This window comes from Gloeomargarita sp., assembly GCF_053491055.1.
The window spans coordinates 43,280-58,657 of record NZ_JBRCEP010000091.1 but is presented as its reverse complement, the minus strand read 5'-3'; the positions used below and the strand labels follow the sequence as shown (position 1 = coordinate 58,657).

The following is a 15,378-nucleotide window of genomic DNA, read 5'->3' as shown; positions in this document are numbered from 1 at the left end:
AGACCTCAATGCTATTGAGCATGACTTTAGCGCATTAAAAAGATTGTGGATGTATGCTCCTCCTGGCACCACCATTGATGAAGTCATTCGTAATTATTGCACAAGTTAGTGTCGCATTCTAAACCGAAATGACTATAAATCAAAATTCGGCTCCGAAATGACCATACTTTGTATCATGAGGCTCGATGACGTTTTGGTACAAACCAAATAAGATTCAACCTATCTCAGCGGGAAAAATTCATGCCATCCCAATGACCACCCAACGAATTTCCAAATCAAGTGCTGAGCGAACTGCGGCAGAGCCACACCCGCTGAAACAAACTGGAGGCGGATGTGAAAAGGGTGGAAATGGATGTCAAAAAACGAGAGACCGCTGTCAAAGCATTAAAAGTGGCACTGCCTATCAGAGGGGGTTAGATGGGATGGTACGGATGGCGACGACGATGGTGATTAGGACGGGTGCGGCGGTCATCGTTGCGCTTGCCCCGGCCATTGCCGCGCTCATCCAACCCTAACCCTGCTTTAGCGGGCGCAGGCAGTAACTATTGTTGATTTTTTTATTTTTTCGGCACGATAACCATCATCATATTGCGACCTTCTTTTTGGGGCAGTTGTTGCACTTCCCCCACGTCCTGCAAATCTGTGGCCAGCCGTTTGAGCAATTCCTCCGCCAGTTCGCTGTGCTGGGCTTCCCGCCCCCGGAAGGTGATTGTGACCTTGACTTTATCCCCTTCCTTCAAAAACCGTCTGGCCTGGTTCACCCGCACTTGGTAGTCGTGTTCGTCAATTTTGTAGCGCATTTTGACTTCTTTGACTTCGACCGTCTGTTGCTTTTTCTTGGCTTCCCGCGCCTTTTTTTCCTGCTGAAATTTGTATTTCCCGTAGTCCATGATCCGGCATACGGGCGGGTCGGCTTTCTCGCTGATCAACACCAAATCCAACTCCTTCTCCTGGGCGAGCGCCAAGGCCTCCCGGGGCGACATAATGCCCAGTTGGGTACCGTCCACATCAATTAGACGTACCTTCGGGTAGCGAATCCGCTCGTTGATATTGGGAGAAGGGGAATTGGTGGGACGACGGGGTGGGGGTGTGGCGGTCACAAAGTCAGCAACAACGCAAGTACGATAGCTAAGATTTTAACCGATGCCCTGCAATTTGCCCACGTTCTGGTCAACCTTCACGGTTGACAAACGGCAGTAAGGCCAATATCCGCGCCTGCTTGATGGCTCGCGTCAACTGCCGCTGTTGCTTGGCCGTCAACCCCGTTACCCGCCGCGGCAGAATTTTGCCCTGCTCACTGATGAATTTCCGCAGCAGGTCAATGTCTTTGTAGTCAATGGGTTCGCTGGGTTTGAGGGGAGAAACCCGCCGCCGATAAAACGTCATCACTTCGTCTCTTTGTGAACGGTGTGTTTGTTGCAATGGGGACAGTATTTTTTCAACTCAAGGCGCCCCGTCGTGTTCCGCCGGTTTTTCATGGTGGTGTAACGGGACACACCGGGCGAGCGCTTGGCCGGGTTGGTGCGACACTCGGTGCACTCCAGCGTAATCACGAGTCGAACGCCTTTGTTTTTCGCCATTGGCAAGCTCAATCAAAACATGGCGATTTCTAACTATATCCCAAATTTCCCGATGGTGCAAGGGCTATATGAAGGCGTTAACCAGGTAGGACTGGAGCTGGTAGTGGGCATGGTGACAGCGCACGAGGGCGACATCAAAGCGACAGGGGGTGTCCTGCCACTGGGGATGCTGACTCAAAAAGTAGGCGGCGGCCTGCCGCAAGCGTTCCTGTTTTTTGGGGGTCACAGCCTGCGCCCCGTCTGCGTCCCAATTGCCCTGGCTGCGGGTTTTGACTTCCACAAAAACCAGGGTACTGGCCGTGTACATCACGAGGTCTAATTCTCCCCAAGGGCAGCGCCAGCGGCGGGCAACCACCTGCCACCCCTGTTGACCCAGCCATTTGGCCACCCAGTCTTCCCCGTGATGGCCGCGGCTAGGCGTGGGGGACGGTTTGGGGGGCATGGGTCTCCGGTAGGACGGTATCGGCGAGAATGGCGCGGTTAAAAATGGTGCCCGTGAGGTCGGCACCACTCAAGTTGGCGCCCCGCAGATTGGCACTGCTTAGGTCGCACTGGGTGAGATTGGCCTCGTCGAGCCGGGCTTCCCGCAAATTGGCCCCATTCAAGATGGCGCTGGAGAGTTTGGCGCGGGTAAACACAGCCCCCTGCAAGACCGCTCGGGACAAATCCGCCCCTCGCAACGAGGCTTCGGTCAGGTCCGCCTGGCGCAAATTGGCGCGGCTCAAATCCGCATCCCAGAGGTTGGCCTGCCGCAGGTTGGCCTGGATGAGATTGGCCCCCCCCAGCAACGCCCGGCTCAAATCCGCCTCGACCAAGGTGGCCTGGCTCAAATCTGCTTGCAACAGGTTGGCGCCACCCAAATCCGCCTGGGTCAAATCCGTTTGCCAGAGAATTGCCCCGCTGAGCTTGGCAATCATCAGGCCTGCCCCCCTAAGGGATGCCCCGCTTAAATCCGCCTCCCGCAGGATGGCCTGGTTCAAAATCGCCCCGTCGAGGTTGGCCTTGGTGAGGTAGGCTCCGCTCAACTTGGCCGCCGTCAGGTCAATGCCCCGCAGGTCAACCCCCGATAAATCCACTCCGCTGAGATTGACCCGGCTGAAATTCCGTTCCCCTTGGGCATACAGTTGCAGGAGTTCCTCGGCTTCCATCATGCTCCTCACTCGGCCAGTGGCATCAGCAAATCATGGAGACATTTATCCTGAGGCGGGAAAGTTGGTTGCCTGAACCTGGGCGTCTGGAACCTTCGCCGCATCTTTACTTATCTTACTGGTAAGTGCAATTCCGGTCTATTGTTCCTGCCAATAATGTGCCGTTTTGGGGAAGGTATCGGTAAACTACCCCTGACTAAAGTCGGAGGCTTCTCATAGCCCTGCCGTTGTTTTCGCAACCGCGAGCCTCTGGGCTGGTTTACCGCAACCCCTTAGCAGGGCCTTATCAAGCCCTTTCTGGTGTCCGCAAAACGAACCCATAGCAAGTTGCTGAAGGGCCTTTCCTCCCTGCAGTACAGGGCTTCCAGCCTTACCCAATGTGAAGCTGTGCAAAAGCAATATTACTGACATGAGATATTCCAGAGGGGAATGTAATTTTTGTAGATGAAATGGGAAGGGGGGAGGATATAGATGAGGAGGTTTGTGCCAACTTTCTGAGGGGAAAAGCTCATAGTTATTGCCGGGGATACAAGGGGCAAAAATACCGTTTAATTTGCGCCCCATCTGTGGCCGGTATTGTTGGTTATTAGCTTATCAAAGGCTTACGAAAAAACAGGATTTTTAGAACCGAATTATGTCGCAAGCTAAACGATAAAAAGCGGCAATTACGGACAATTTGAATAGTCATAAAGCCATAGCAGTCCAACCAATTATACTTTTCTTATGTCCCTATTTATCTACAGAAACCCAACCCAATTGCCATGATCCGGTCAGTTTCCAAGAATTTTATGTGACCGTTCTCAATCCAGCCAGGATGGCTATCGGGCGAAGGGGTGGCAGTCTTTTGTGAACCTTGTTGGATAGCATCTTTCTGGAAATTGCTATAAATCCACACCCAATGTCAGCCGGACTGTACTGGAATAGTTTGCTGGCGTGGGTTTTGCCGGATGCAGTGTGCAGAATTCAAAGGGTTTACAGGGGGGGAAATTGATAATAGTCATGCCCCTGTTCATCGGTGGCGAGGATGGCCCCAAACAATTGCGCTTGTTCCTTGAGAAATGAGCGAGCAATTTCCGGGTCAATGCGACTGGCGGCAACCAATTGAATCAGGGTAATTTTTCCCTGCTGGCGGCGCAGTAACTCGTAAAAAGCCGTTGCCAAACGTTGTTGTTGCCACTGCCAGGTCAGCCGTTGCCATAGCCCCAGCACCAGCCAGACCACCACCCCCAAAAGCAACAGCCGTTCAAGCCAAAAAGCCATTTTCAATCCGCATACTTAAATCCAGCCAACGTGCCTGGGTAATGGGCGCACTGGTGGCAATGTAATCCACACCGGTAGCCGCCACCGTTAATAAATTCTCCAACGTGATGTTTCCCGAAGCTTCAATTTTCACGTGGGGATGGCTCTGGCGGATCAGCCGCACCGCTTGCGTGAGTACTTCCGGGGTCATATTGTCCAGCAAAATACGTTGGGGGTCGCAGGCCAAAGCCTCAGGAATTTGCTCGATATGTTCCACTTCAATTTCTAACCCCAACGGATGGGGCATGCGCTGGCGAATCGCCTGCACTGCCGCCTGAATCCCCCCCGCCGCCGCAATATGGTTTTCCTTGACCAGCACCGCATCATCTAGCCCCAACCGATGGTTGACACCCCCCCCCACCCGAATCGCATATTTTTCCAACAAACGCAACCCCGGCGTGGTTTTGCGGGTGTCCACCACCTGGACCCCTGTGCCCCGGAGCCGCTCGACGTACTGGCGGGTCAAGCTGGCAATGCCGCTTAAACGCATGACGATATTTAGCGCCACCCGCTCCCCCATCAACAGCACCGGCGTTGCCCCCTCCACCTGCGCCACCACCTGCCCCGGCGTCACCGGCGTCCCTTCGGCCACCTGCGCCCGAAACGTCACCTGAGCATCCAACCAGTGAAACAGACGCGCCGCTACCGGCAACCCGGCAATCACCCCCGCCGCCTTGGCATACCACACCCCCCGCCCTGGCCGCGCCACATCTAACCCCAGGGTCGTCTGATCCCCCCGCCCCAAATCCTCAACCAGCCAAGATTTGAGCAGGTCATCCAGCAAAAACCAGGGCAAACCGGCCAGGGAGTCGGCAGGAGATACCACCATGAGCCACTACGACCTTGACCGTTTTCATCTAAAATTTTACCTTGAGTCACTCTACGGCAATTATCAAAAAAATCTATGGATATAACACGGGGTCGGACACCCACCGCTCAGGAAACCTTTGCCCAAATGGCCCAGGCGGCAGGTCTGCGGGGGCGGCTTTTGGTCACGTTGGGAATTTTGGTGTTGGCCCGTTTGGGCATTTTTATCCCAGTACCGGGGATTGACCGGGCGGCCTTTGCCGAAAGCATTGCCCGCAACCCGGTGATTGGTTTTTTGGACATTTTTGCCGGTGGGGGTTTGTCCACCTTGGGAATTTTTGCCCTGGGGATTTTGCCCTACATTAATGCGTCCATCATTCTGCAAATTTTGACCGCGGCCATTCCCGCTTTGGAGCGTTTGCAAAAAGAGGAAGGGGAAGCCGGTCGCCGCAAAATTTCCCAAATCACCCGCTATGTGGCGCTGGGGTGGGCCATTTTGCAAAGTACGCTGTTGGCAAGTACCTGGGTGCGCCCCTACGCCTATAATTTCGGTCCGCTCTTTGTGGTGAAAACCGCGCTGGTATTGACCGCTGGTTCCATGTTTGTCCTCTGGTTGGCGGAGTTGATTACGGAGCGGGGCATTGGCAACGGGGCATCGCTGCTGATTTTTGTGGGGATCGTGTCGGGGTTGCCGGTGTCAATTAACCGCACGGTGGCTTGGGTTAAAAGCGGCGGCAATGTGGGCAGTGTGGTGGTTTTGGTGTTGGCTTTTTTGGCGATGATTGTCGGCATTGTCTTTGTGCAAGAGGGGGTGCGGCGCATTCCCATTATTTCGGCCCGTCGCCAAGTGGGACGCAAATTTTATCGGGAACAACAGAGCTATTTACCCCTGCGGTTGAACCAGGGAAATGTGATGCCGATTATTTTTGCTTCGGCGATGTTGGTGTTACCTGCTTCTTTGGCGCAATTTACGGCCAATCCGGTGCTGATTCAGATTGCCACCTATCTGTCACCAACCGGGCCCTTACCTGCGTTGTATGTTCTGTTTTATTTGGCTTTGATTTTGATGTTTAGCTACTTTTACACAAGCCTGGTTGTGAACCCGGTGGATGTGGCGCAAAATCTGAAAAAAATGGGTTCGAGTATTCCCGGCATTCGCCCCGGTAAAGCCACCAGTGAGTATCTGGAAAAGGTACTCAATCGGCTGACCTTTTTGGGGGCGATTTTCCTGGGGTTGGTGGCGATTCTGCCGACAGCGGTCGAGAGTGCGACGCGGGTGACCACCTTCCAGGGGTTTGGGGCGACGTCCCTGCTGATCATCGTGGGGGTGGCCATTGACACGGCCAAGCAGGTGCAGACCTTCGTGATTTCCCAACGCTACGAAGGGATGGTCAAGCAGTAGTAGCATGGACAGTTAGGGTTTCGGGAAGGAGGCAGGGGATGCCGCGGGTAATTTTGATGGGGCCGCCGGGTTCCGGCAAGGGCACCCAGGGGGAAGTCTTGGCGCAGGCCTGGTCCGTGCCCCGTTTGGCGCCGGGGGATATGTTTCGAGACCACATCCGCCGGGGGACGCCTTTGGGGTTGGCGGTCAAAAGCTACAGCGAGGCGGGCCAATTGGTTCCCGATGCGGTGGTGATTCAGGTAATGGCCGAACGGTTGGCAGCGGCGGATGCCCAAGCGGGTTGGATTTTGGACGGGTTTCCCCGCACGGTGCCTCAGGCGGAAGCGCTCGATGCCCTGCTGGCCCAACAGCACCAACCCTGTGATGCGATTATCCATCTGGATGTGCCGGAGGAGGTGTTGATGGCGCGTTTGCTACGCCGGGCGCAGGAGCAACAGCGAGCCGATGACACCCCGGCGGTGATCCACAACCGCCTGCAGGAGTACTACCGCAAAACCCAACCCCTACTGGATTTTTACGGGGCGCGGGTGATTCGCATTGACGGCACGCAACCCATTCCCCAGGTGACGGCCCACATCCAGCAAGCCCTCTGCCCCAGCAACGCGCACAACTCGTGCTAAGCTAGAGGTAGGTATTTTGGCGAGTCTAAATGAGGCGTAAGGAGGCAGCGCTTGTCTAAGCAAGACCTGATCGAGATGGAAGGTACGGTGGTGGATTCCCTGCCCAACGCGATGTTCCGGGTGGACCTGGACAATGGGTTTAATGTCCTGGCCCACATTTCGGGGAAAATCCGCCGCAACTACATTAAGATTCTGCCGGGGGACCGCGTCAAGGTGGAACTGACCCCCTACGACCTGACCAAGGGGCGGATTACCTTCCGGTTGAAGAAAAAATAGGCCTTGACAGGGATGCGGCCTGCCGGTATTATTATATTTTTGCTGTGACTTGTAGGTAGGGGGTCATGAAGGTACGGGCTTCGGTTCGCCGGATGTGCGAGAAGTGCCGCGTTATCCGTCGCAGGGGGCGGGTAATGGTCATCTGCGTGAACCCCAAACATAAGCAACGGCAGGGTTAAGCGGTTGAAGCGTTTGCGAGGTGTGCTTTGGCGCGGATTGCAGGGGTGGATTTACCCCGTGAAAAACGGGTAGAGGTGGCGCTGACGTACATTTATGGGATTGGGCTGACCCGTTCGCGGGAAATCCTGGCGGCGACAGGGGTCAACCCGGATACGCGGGTGCGGAATTTGACCGACCAGGAGGTGGCCGCCCTGCGGGAGTATATTGAGCGGAATTACCAGGTGGAGGGGGACCTGCGCCGCATCGAGGCGATGAACATCAAACGGCTGATGGACATCGGCTGTTATCGGGGGCGGCGGCATCGGGCGGGTTTACCGGTACGGGGGCAGCGGACGCGCACCAATGCCCGCACCCGCAAGGGGGTGCGCAAGACGGTGGCCGGGAAGAAAAAGGCAACGGCGAAGAAGTAGTGGTTGGTATTTGGGGGAGGGTTACGGATGGCACCGCAGAAAAAGGGAGGTTCCCGCAAGCAGAAAAAGAATGTGCCTAACGGAGTGGCGCACATTCAATCCACGTTTAACAACACGATTGTGACGATTACGGACCCCAAGGGGGACGTGATTGCCTGGTCCTCGGCGGGGGCCAGTGGGTTTAAGGGGGCCAAAAAGGGGACGCCGTTTGCGGCCCAGATGGCGAGTGAGAATGCGGCCAAGCAGGCGATGGAGCAGGGGATGCGTCAGGTGGAAGTGATGGTGTCCGGGCCGGGTTCGGGGCGGGAGACGGCGATTCGGGCGTTGCAGGCGGCGGGGTTGGAAATCACGCTGATTCGGGATGTGACCCCGATTCCCCACAATGGGTGTCGTCCCCCCAAGCGGCGGCGGGTCTAACGTGGTGGTTGTATGGGAGGTGCTATGGCGCAGTTTAAGGTTGAGGCGATGGAAACCCAGGGGCAACAGCAGTATGGGCGGTTTGTCCTGGAGCCGTTGCACCAAGGTCAGGGGATCACGGTGGGCAATGCCCTGCGGCGGGTGATGTTGGGGGATTTGGAGGGGGCGGCGATTACGGCCGTCCACATCGAGGGGGTGACCCATGAATTTACCACCGTGCCGGGGGTGCGGGAGGATGTCCTGGAGTTGATGTTGAATTTGAAGGAGATTGTCCTGCGCAGCCACAGCCCGGAACGGCAGTTGGGGCGGTTGGAGCGGGTGCAAGGCCCGCTGATTGTGACGGCCGGGCATTTGAAGCTGCCTCCGGAGGTGGAGGTGGTGCATCCGACCCAGTACATTGCCACCTTGAGCGAGGGGTACACGCTGGAGTTTGAGTTTTATGTGGAGCGGGGGCGGGGGTATCGGCTTCTGGATGGGAGCAAGCAGGATGGCACCTCGGTCGATTTTCTGCAGATTGATGCGGTCTTTATGCCGGTGCGGCAGGTGAGTTGGCAGGTGGAGGAGGTGCGCAGCGAAGAGGGGGTGTTGCAGGACCGGTTGATTTTGGAGGTGACCACGGACGGGAGTATTACCCCGAAGGAGGCGGTGAGTCAAGCGTCCCATATTCTGGTGGATCTGTTTTCGCCGTTGCGGAGTATTGGGGGGCTGGAGCCGACGGACAACGGCCAGGTTTCCGAGGAGGATAAGATTGGTCAGGTGCCGATTGAGGAGTTGCAGTTGTCGGTGCGGGCCTATAACTGTCTGAAGCGGGCGCAGATTCACAGCGTGGCCGATTTGCTCAACTACACGCAGGAGGACCTGTTGGAGATCAAGAATTTTGGGCAAAAGTCGGCGGAAGAGGTGATCGAGGCGTTGCAGACCCGCTTGGGGATTGTGTTACCCAAGGAGCGGGCCTAGGGAGGTCAAGGAGGCAAACGGATGCGGCACGGGCGGCGAATTCCCCAGTTGAGCAAACCGGCTGACCAACGCAAAGCGCTGTTGCGGGCGTTGACGACGGCGTTGTTGCGGTATGGCCGGATTACCACGACCAAGGCGCGGGCGAAAGCGGTGCGGGCGCAGGTGGACCGGATGATTGGCCTGGCCAAGGAGGGTTCCCTGGCGGCGCGGCGGCAGGCGTTGGGGTACATCTACGACAAAAAGTTGGTGCATGCCCTGTTTGCGGAAGCACCGGCGCGCTATGGAGAACGGCCTGGGGGCTACACCCGCATCATCCGCACGGTCTCCCGGCGGGGGGATAGGGCGGAAATGGCGATTATTGAGTTGGTTTAGGGTTGCCACGGGTTGCCCTGTTATTGCAGTACGTGGGGACGGGGTTCCACGGGTGGCAATACCAGCCGGGGCAGCGCACGGTGCAGGGGGTGTTGGAGGCGGCAATTGCCTCGGTGGTTGGGCAGCCGGTGACGGTGACGGGGGCAGGGCGGACGGATACAGGGGTGCATGCGGCCGGACAGGTGGCCCATTTTGATGCGCCGGCGGCCATTCCCCCGGAACGCTGGGCGGTGATTTTGAATGGACGCTTGCCCCCGGATGTGTTGGTGCATGAGAGTGTGGCCGTGCCGGAGACCTGGCATGCGCGCTTTTCGGCGACCTGGCGCAAGTACCGCTATTGTATCTACAATGACCGCCGGAATAATTTGTTTACAGCGCCGTTTTGCTGGCACTACTACTATGCGCCGTTGGATGTGGAGTTGATGCAGGCGGCGTTGACGCCTTTGGTGGGGCGGCACCATCTGGGGGCGTTTCACCGCAGCAATTCGGGGCGGGAGCATTCCTGGGTGGAGGTGCAGGGGGTGGCCTGTTGGCGGCAGGGTGCTTGGGTGTATATCGAGGTGCAGGCGAATGCCTTTTTGTACGGCATGATGCGGTTGTTGGTGGGGATGTTGGTGGAGGTGGGGCGGGGCTGGCGGTCGGTGGCGGAGTTTACGGCGCTCTGGCAAGAGGAACGGCGACAGGAGGTGACCTATGCGGCGCCGGCGCGGGGGTTGACCCTGTTGGCGGTGGGGTATCAGCCCCAGCCGTTTTCCTGCCCCATCGGCGAGATGCCGCTGTGGGGGGAAGGGGGCTGACGGGCTGGTTTGGGGTGGGAAGTGTGGTTTATACTGGTGTTTGGGGGGTCGGCAAGGTGCCCACCTGTCTTCGGGGTGGGGTGAAGAAAAATTGTCCCGCCCTTGGGGTCGGTGCAGCGCTATGATAGATGAACGTGGACGATGACCCATCCGATTGTGCCGCAGGTATTGGCTTTGGCGCGACCCATTGGGGCATCCTTGGGGCTAGAGGTCGTCGGAGCCACCTTTCAGACGGATCAGGTGCCGCCGGTTCTACGGATTGACATTCGGCATCCCCATCAGGACACGGGGTTAGTGGACTGTGAACGCATGACCGAAGCCTTAGCGCCTGCCCTAGATGCGGTGGATTGGTTTCCCGGTGCCTATGTGCTGGAGGTTTCCAGTCCCGGTTTGGGGGAGGAACTGGTCAGCGAGCGGGACTTCACGACCTTTCAGGGGTTTCCTGTGCGGGTGGAGTTGCACCAGCCCTATCGGGGACGGCGGGAATGGCAGGGGCGGCTGTTGCGTCGGGATGCGGAGGCGGTGGTGCTCAACCGGCGGGGGCGCACGGTCCGGCTGTTGCACGCCTGGGTGGCGCGGGTGGTGCTGACCACGGAGGAGGCGGCAGGATGAGGTCCAGCGTTCATGGTCTTGTTCACCCCATCAACTGAATATCTGAATCGCTACACCTATGTCCCTGATCCAATTGCCCAATCTCAAAGAACTGATCGACGAAATTAGCCGTACCCACAATCTCCCCAAAGCGGATTTGCAGGAGGCCCTGCGGGAGGCGCTGCTCAAGGGGTACGAAAAGCACCGGCGGGCGCGGGAATTGAACAACCCGGCCTTTACCGAGGATTATTTCCGCAATTTTGATGTGGAACTGGACCTGGAAGAGGGGGGCTTCCGGGTGCTGGCGGAAAAAACCATCGTGGCGGAGGTCAAGGACCCGGACCACGAGGTGGCGCTGCAGGCGGTGCAACCGTTTATCCCAGAGGCCCAGTTGGGGGGAACGGTGGTGCTGGATGTCTCCCCCGAAGACCGCCGGGAATTGGGGCGCATGGCCGCCATGCAGACCAAACAGGTGTTCAACCAACTCCTGCGGGAGATGAAGCGGCGGTTGATCCAGGAGGAATTTCAGGACCTCGAAGGCACGGTGTTGCAAGGGCGCATCCTGCGGTTTGAACGGGGTTCCTGGATTGTCGGGGTCACCAGCGGCTACAACCAAACCGAGGTGGAGGCGGAATTGCCCCGCAAGGAACAACTCCCCAACGACAACTACCGGCCCAACCAGATTTACAAGTTCTTTCTCAAGCACGTGTACGATGGCCCCCACAAGGGTCCCCAGTTGGTGGTGTCGCGCGCCGATGCCGGGTTGGTGGTGTATCTATTTGCCAACGAGGTGCCGGAGATGGAGGATGAAATTGTCCGCATCGTGGCTGTTGCCCGGGAAGCCAATCCCCCGACGCCCAAGGTTGGCCCCCGCACCAAAATTGCGGTGGATACGCTGGACCGGGATGTGGACCCGGTGGGAGCTTGCATTGGCGCCCGCGGTTCCCGGATTCAGGCGGTGGTCAACGAATTGCGGGGCGAAAAAATTGATGTGATCCGCTGGTCCCCAGACCCGGCGACCTACATCGCCAACGCCCTGAGTCCGGCCCAGATTGAAGCGGTGCGGCTGGTGGACCCGGAAGGCCGCCAAGCCCATGTGCTGGTGCATGAGAACCAATTGAGCCTGGCGATTGGCAAAGAGGGGCAAAATGTCCGTCTGGCCGCCCGGCTCACCGGCTGGAAAATTGACATCAAAGATAAAAGCAAATACGACGCTGCCGCTGAGGATGCCCGCATCCAGGCCCTGATTGCCGAGCGGGAGCGGCAACAGGCTGCTAATGCCGACGAGACATAAATGCCCCCTGGCGTCCGCCGTTGTCTCAGTTGTCGCACCCTCGCCCCCCGCGAGCAGCTCTGGCGGGTGGTGCGGCTATTTCCCTCGCACCAGGTGGTATTGGACCGGGGCATGGGGCGTTCGGCCTACCTCTGTCCCCGCGCCGAATGCCTCCGCCAGGCGCAGCAGAAAAACCGGCTGGGCAAGGCGCTCAAAGCCCCTGTTCCCCCGGAAATTTACGCCCAACTCTGGGCCCGCCTCACAACAGCCGGTCCTGTACCAGACAGCCATCCTCCAGATGCACAATCCGGTCAGCAATATCTAAAATCCGGTGGTCGTGGGTGACCAGCAGAATCGTCGCCCCCTGTTCCTTGGCCAAGCGCTGGAGCAAGGCCACCACTTCCCGCCCGGTTTTCCCGTCCAAGGCAGCCGTCGGTTCATCCGCCAAAATCAAGCGGGGATGGCTAACCAGGGCGCGGGCGATGGCAATCCGTTGTTTTTGCCCCCCAGAGAGGTCATGGGGATAACTGTTGCATTTTTCCGCCAGCCCCACCGCCGCCAGCATGGCTTCTGCCAGCTTTTTGGCTTCCTGGGGCGGGATGTGGGGATGCAGTTCCAGGGCCATTTGCACGTTTTGCCGGGCGGTGAGAAATTCCAGCAGATTGTGCGCTTGGAAAATGTAACCGATCTGCCGCCGCAGTTGGGTTTGCAGTTTTTTGCTGGCGCCGTTTAACTCGTGTCCCAACACCCGCAAACTCCCTTTTTGCACCGACCGCAGACAGCCAATGAGCGTCAACAAGGTGGTTTTCCCCGAACCGGAAGGCCCGGTCAAAATCACGATTTCCCCCGCCCGCAGGGTGAGATTGATGTCAAACAGAATCTGCTTGTACAGGTCGCCTGTGCCGTAGGCGTGCTCCAAATGTTCAATCGCCACCACCGGCGGTGCCAGGGACGCAGCCGGGGCCGTCGCAACCAGGGGCGCAGTCTGCATAGGGGCCATCCCGACGTCGGATAGAGGGTAAACAAGTATTAAAAATTGTAACAAGTCCGGCAGGGGGTTGGCGGGGCCAGGGCAGGTTACCATAGGAAAGCAAAAACACAAGGTGGGGTTTGGGTGCGTAGTCATTTGTGCGGGCAACTCACCGCCAACGAGGTAGGGCAAGCGGTGCAACTGTGCGGCTGGGTGGAACATTACCGGGACCACGGTGGGGTAATTTTTTTCGACCTGCGGGACTACACCGGGCGGGTGCAGATTGTCAGCGACCCAGAGCGCACGCCTAAGTCCTACCCGCTGGCGCAGCAATTGCGGCTGGAATCGGTGGTGCAGGTGCGTGGGGTGGTAAGTCAGCGGCCTGCCGGTTCGGAAAATCCCCGCTTGCGCACCGGTGCTTTGGAAATCTATGCCAGCGAGTTGGTGGTCTTGAACCCGGTGACCCGTCCCCTGCCGTTTTTGCCTTCCGGGGGCGACCCGGTGCGCGAGGAATTGCGGCTGAAATATCGCTATCTCACGATTCGCGGGGACCGCTTGCAGCAGAATCTCCGTCTGCGCCATCGGGTGGTGCAATGTATTCGCCGTTATTTGGAGGACCAGTTGGGTTTTTTGGAAGTGGAAACCCCCATGCTCACCCGTTCTACCCCCGAAGGGGCGCGGGACTACCTGGTGCCGTCGCGGATGTATCCGGGGCAATGGTATGCCCTGCCCCAATCGCCCCAGCTATTTAAGCAACTGCTGATGGTAGGCGGCTGTGACCGTTACTATCAGATTGCCCGCTGTTTTCGCGATGAGGATTTACGGGCCGACCGACAGCCGGAATTTACCCAACTGGACATGGAATTGAGCTTTGTTTCTCTAGAGGAAATGCTCCAAATCAACGAAGAATTGGTCTGCCATGTCTTCTATAAGACGAAGGGGATAACTCTAAACAGGCCTTTTGCGCGTCTTAGCTACCACCAAGCCCTGGAGCGGTACGGCACCGACCGCCCAGATACCCGTTTTGGTCTGCAATTGGTAAATGTTTCGGATGTGTTGGCCGATTCGGGATTTCGGGTGTTTCGGGAGGCGATTCAGCAGGGGGGCCTGGTGAAAATTTTACCGGTTCCAGGCGGCAACGAAAAAATTTCCAATGTGCGCATTAAACCGGGCGGTGATTTATTCAAATTGGTTACAGAAGCGGGAGGGAAAGGCTTGGCCTATATACGGGTGCGCGAGGGATTGGAATTTGACACGATTGGGGCGATCAAAGAACATTTAACCGACGCGCAAAAGCAGGCCATTTTAGAACGCACGCAGGCGCAACCGGGAGATTTATTGCTCTTTGGGGCTGGCCCTGCCTCTCTGGTCAACAAATCCCTGGACCAATTGCGGCAACATCTGGGTCGAGAATTGGGTCTAATTGATCCCCAAGCGGTTTCTCTTGTTTGGGTGCTGGATTTTCCCCTGGTGGAATGGAACCCGGAACAACAGCGTTATGAACCATTGCACCATCCGTTTACGGCCCCGCACCCGGACGACATCGACCATTTGGAAACCGCTAGAGCCTTGGCCTATGATTTGGTGTGGAATGGTACGGAAATTGGCGGTGGCAGTTTGCGCAATTACCAGCGTTCTACCCAGGAAAAAATCTTTCATTTGATCGGTTTAGACCCTGCTGAGTACGAAGAGAAATTTGGTTTTCTGTTGGATGCTTTAGATTACGGTGCGCCACCCCACGGGGGTATTGCCTATGGTTTGGACCGGTGGGTGATGTTATTAGCGGGGGAAGATTCGATTCGGGAAGTGATGGCTTTTCCCAAAACCCAACAGGCGCGGGACTTACTCACCGATGCCCCGGCGGAAGTGACGCCCGAACAATTGCAAGAACTCCATGTGCGCTCGGAATTGCCCAAAACGCCATGAGTGCCGACCCACCCGAATTCTTACACGCCATTGCCCTGTTTAACCAAGGGGAGTACTACGCCTGCCATGACACGCTCGAAGCCCTGTGGATGGAGGCGACGGAACCCAAACGCACGCTTTATCAAGGTTTGCTGCAAATTGCTGTGGCCGGTTATCACCTCAACAATGGCAATCGGCGGGGCGCCATGTTGCTGTTGGGGGAAGGGTTGAGCCGCTTGCGCCGTTGTCAGGAATGGCCACCTGGCTGGGACTTTGCGGGATTGATACGCCAAGGGCAGGCACTTTTGGAGCGCTTGCAAACGCAACAGACCTGTGAATTTAACCTACGTTTGTTCGCCCTATAATAATGGAGA

22 protein-coding genes and 1 pseudogene are annotated in these 15,378 nt (G+C 57.4%); 15 read left to right on the top strand and 8 right to left on the bottom strand.

The window, feature by feature from the left end:
* Positions 1 to 109: pseudogene (locus ACWISF_RS10365) on the top strand (IS630 family transposase); the annotation flags it as partial.
* 448 nt (positions 110 to 557) lie between these two features.
* Here the strand turns inward: ACWISF_RS10365 and infC are convergent.
* From infC to nadC, 7 genes are all read right to left on the bottom strand, one after another.
* The gene (gene infC / locus ACWISF_RS10360; protein WP_448381510.1) at positions 558 to 1,100 is read right to left on the bottom strand and encodes a translation initiation factor IF-3; all 543 of its coding nucleotides are present in this window, start codon (positions 1,098 to 1,100) and stop codon (positions 558 to 560) included.
* A gap of 70 nt (positions 1,101 to 1,170) precedes the next feature.
* Positions 1,171 to 1,386 (bottom strand): 30S ribosomal protein S18, encoded by a 216-nt coding sequence (rpsR, locus tag ACWISF_RS10355; RefSeq protein WP_448381509.1) that lies wholly within the window; start codon positions 1,384 to 1,386, stop codon positions 1,171 to 1,173.
* The gene (gene rpmG, locus ACWISF_RS10350; protein WP_448381508.1) at positions 1,386 to 1,580 is read right to left on the bottom strand and encodes a 50S ribosomal protein L33; all 195 of its coding nucleotides are present in this window, start codon (positions 1,578 to 1,580) and stop codon (positions 1,386 to 1,388) included. Before rpmG ends, rpsR begins: the two co-directional genes overlap by 1 nt.
* Before the next feature lie 64 nt (positions 1,581 to 1,644).
* The gene (locus tag ACWISF_RS10345) at positions 1,645 to 2,022 is read right to left on the bottom strand and encodes a YraN family protein (protein WP_448381507.1); all 378 of its coding nucleotides are present in this window, start codon (positions 2,020 to 2,022) and stop codon (positions 1,645 to 1,647) included.
* Complete coding sequence (locus tag ACWISF_RS10340) at positions 1,994 to 2,731, bottom strand: pentapeptide repeat-containing protein (RefSeq protein WP_448381506.1); 738 nt, start codon at positions 2,729 to 2,731, stop codon at positions 1,994 to 1,996. The genes ACWISF_RS10345 and ACWISF_RS10340 overlap by 29 nt, the downstream gene beginning before the upstream one ends.
* 969 nt (positions 2,732 to 3,700) lie before the next feature.
* Positions 3,701 to 3,988, bottom strand: coding sequence for a hypothetical protein (locus ACWISF_RS10335; RefSeq protein ID WP_448381505.1), 288 nt, complete (start codon positions 3,986 to 3,988; stop codon positions 3,701 to 3,703).
* A complete protein-coding gene (nadC, locus tag ACWISF_RS10330; RefSeq protein ID WP_448381504.1) occupies positions 3,972 to 4,856 on the bottom strand; it encodes a carboxylating nicotinate-nucleotide diphosphorylase in 885 nt (294 codons plus the stop codon). Before nadC ends, ACWISF_RS10335 begins: the two co-directional genes overlap by 17 nt.
* A gap of 75 nt (positions 4,857 to 4,931) precedes the next feature.
* On the opposite strand from nadC, the gene secY reads away from it, so the two are divergent.
* The 12 genes from secY to ACWISF_RS10270 all read left to right on the top strand — a co-directional run bounded on the left by secY (position 4,932) and on the right by ACWISF_RS10270 (position 12,474).
* Positions 4,932 to 6,236, top strand: a complete 1,305-nt coding sequence (gene secY / locus ACWISF_RS10325) for a preprotein translocase subunit SecY (protein WP_448381503.1) — start codon at positions 4,932 to 4,934, stop codon at positions 6,234 to 6,236.
* A 38-nt stretch (positions 6,237 to 6,274) separates the two neighbouring features.
* Positions 6,275 to 6,856, top strand: coding sequence for an adenylate kinase (locus tag ACWISF_RS10320; protein WP_448381502.1), 582 nt, complete (start codon positions 6,275 to 6,277; stop codon positions 6,854 to 6,856).
* A 51-nt stretch (positions 6,857 to 6,907) separates the two neighbouring features.
* Entirely contained in the window at positions 6,908 to 7,132 is a 225-nt protein-coding gene (gene infA, locus ACWISF_RS10315; RefSeq protein ID WP_448381501.1) for a translation initiation factor IF-1, read from the top strand.
* 65 nt (positions 7,133 to 7,197) lie between these two features.
* Entirely contained in the window at positions 7,198 to 7,311 is a 114-nt protein-coding gene (gene rpmJ, locus ACWISF_RS10310) for a 50S ribosomal protein L36 (protein WP_088893951.1), read from the top strand.
* Positions 7,312 to 7,338: 27 nt separating this feature from the next.
* Positions 7,339 to 7,722 (top strand): 30S ribosomal protein S13, encoded by a 384-nt coding sequence (gene rpsM / locus ACWISF_RS10305; protein WP_448381500.1) that lies wholly within the window; start codon positions 7,339 to 7,341, stop codon positions 7,720 to 7,722.
* Positions 7,723 to 7,749: 27 nt separating this feature from the next.
* Positions 7,750 to 8,139 carry a 30S ribosomal protein S11 gene (rpsK, locus tag ACWISF_RS10300; RefSeq protein ID WP_448381499.1) on the top strand — a complete coding sequence of 130 codons (390 nt, stop codon included), beginning with the start codon at positions 7,750 to 7,752 and terminating at the stop codon, positions 8,137 to 8,139.
* A 24-nt stretch (positions 8,140 to 8,163) separates the two neighbouring features.
* Positions 8,164 to 9,096: a DNA-directed RNA polymerase subunit alpha gene (locus ACWISF_RS10295; RefSeq protein ID WP_448381498.1), complete on the top strand. Its 933-nt coding sequence runs from the start codon at positions 8,164 to 8,166 to the stop codon at positions 9,094 to 9,096.
* A 21-nt stretch (positions 9,097 to 9,117) separates the two neighbouring features.
* On the top strand, positions 9,118 to 9,468 hold the full coding sequence (rplQ, locus tag ACWISF_RS10290) for a 50S ribosomal protein L17 (protein ID WP_448381497.1): 351 nt from the start codon (positions 9,118 to 9,120) through the stop codon (positions 9,466 to 9,468).
* A gap of 2 nt (positions 9,469 to 9,470) precedes the next feature.
* Positions 9,471 to 10,265: a tRNA pseudouridine(38-40) synthase TruA gene (gene truA, locus ACWISF_RS10285; RefSeq protein WP_448381496.1), complete on the top strand. Its 795-nt coding sequence runs from the start codon at positions 9,471 to 9,473 to the stop codon at positions 10,263 to 10,265.
* A 141-nt stretch (positions 10,266 to 10,406) separates the two neighbouring features.
* Positions 10,407 to 10,877, top strand: coding sequence for a ribosome maturation factor RimP (gene rimP, locus ACWISF_RS10280; protein WP_448381495.1), 471 nt, complete (start codon positions 10,407 to 10,409; stop codon positions 10,875 to 10,877).
* Positions 10,878 to 10,935: 58 nt separating this feature from the next.
* Positions 10,936 to 12,150 (top strand): transcription termination factor NusA, encoded by a 1,215-nt coding sequence (gene nusA / locus ACWISF_RS10275; RefSeq protein ID WP_448381494.1) that lies wholly within the window; start codon positions 10,936 to 10,938, stop codon positions 12,148 to 12,150.
* Positions 12,151 to 12,474 (top strand): YlxR family protein, encoded by a 324-nt coding sequence (locus ACWISF_RS10270; RefSeq protein WP_448381493.1) that lies wholly within the window; start codon positions 12,151 to 12,153, stop codon positions 12,472 to 12,474.
* Here the strand turns inward: ACWISF_RS10270 and ACWISF_RS10265 are convergent.
* The gene (locus ACWISF_RS10265; protein ID WP_448381492.1) at positions 12,389 to 13,120 is read right to left on the bottom strand and encodes a DevA family ABC transporter ATP-binding protein; all 732 of its coding nucleotides are present in this window, start codon (positions 13,118 to 13,120) and stop codon (positions 12,389 to 12,391) included. The genes ACWISF_RS10270 and ACWISF_RS10265 overlap by 86 nt on opposite strands.
* A gap of 123 nt (positions 13,121 to 13,243) precedes the next feature.
* On the opposite strand from ACWISF_RS10265, the gene aspS reads away from it, so the two are divergent.
* Complete coding sequence (gene aspS / locus ACWISF_RS10260; RefSeq protein WP_448381491.1) at positions 13,244 to 15,025, top strand: aspartate--tRNA ligase; 1,782 nt, start codon at positions 13,244 to 13,246, stop codon at positions 15,023 to 15,025.
* Positions 15,022 to 15,369: a DUF309 domain-containing protein gene (locus ACWISF_RS10255; protein ID WP_448381490.1), complete on the top strand. Its 348-nt coding sequence runs from the start codon at positions 15,022 to 15,024 to the stop codon at positions 15,367 to 15,369. Before aspS ends, ACWISF_RS10255 begins: the two co-directional genes overlap by 4 nt.
* Positions 15,370 to 15,378 lie beyond the last annotated feature (9 nt).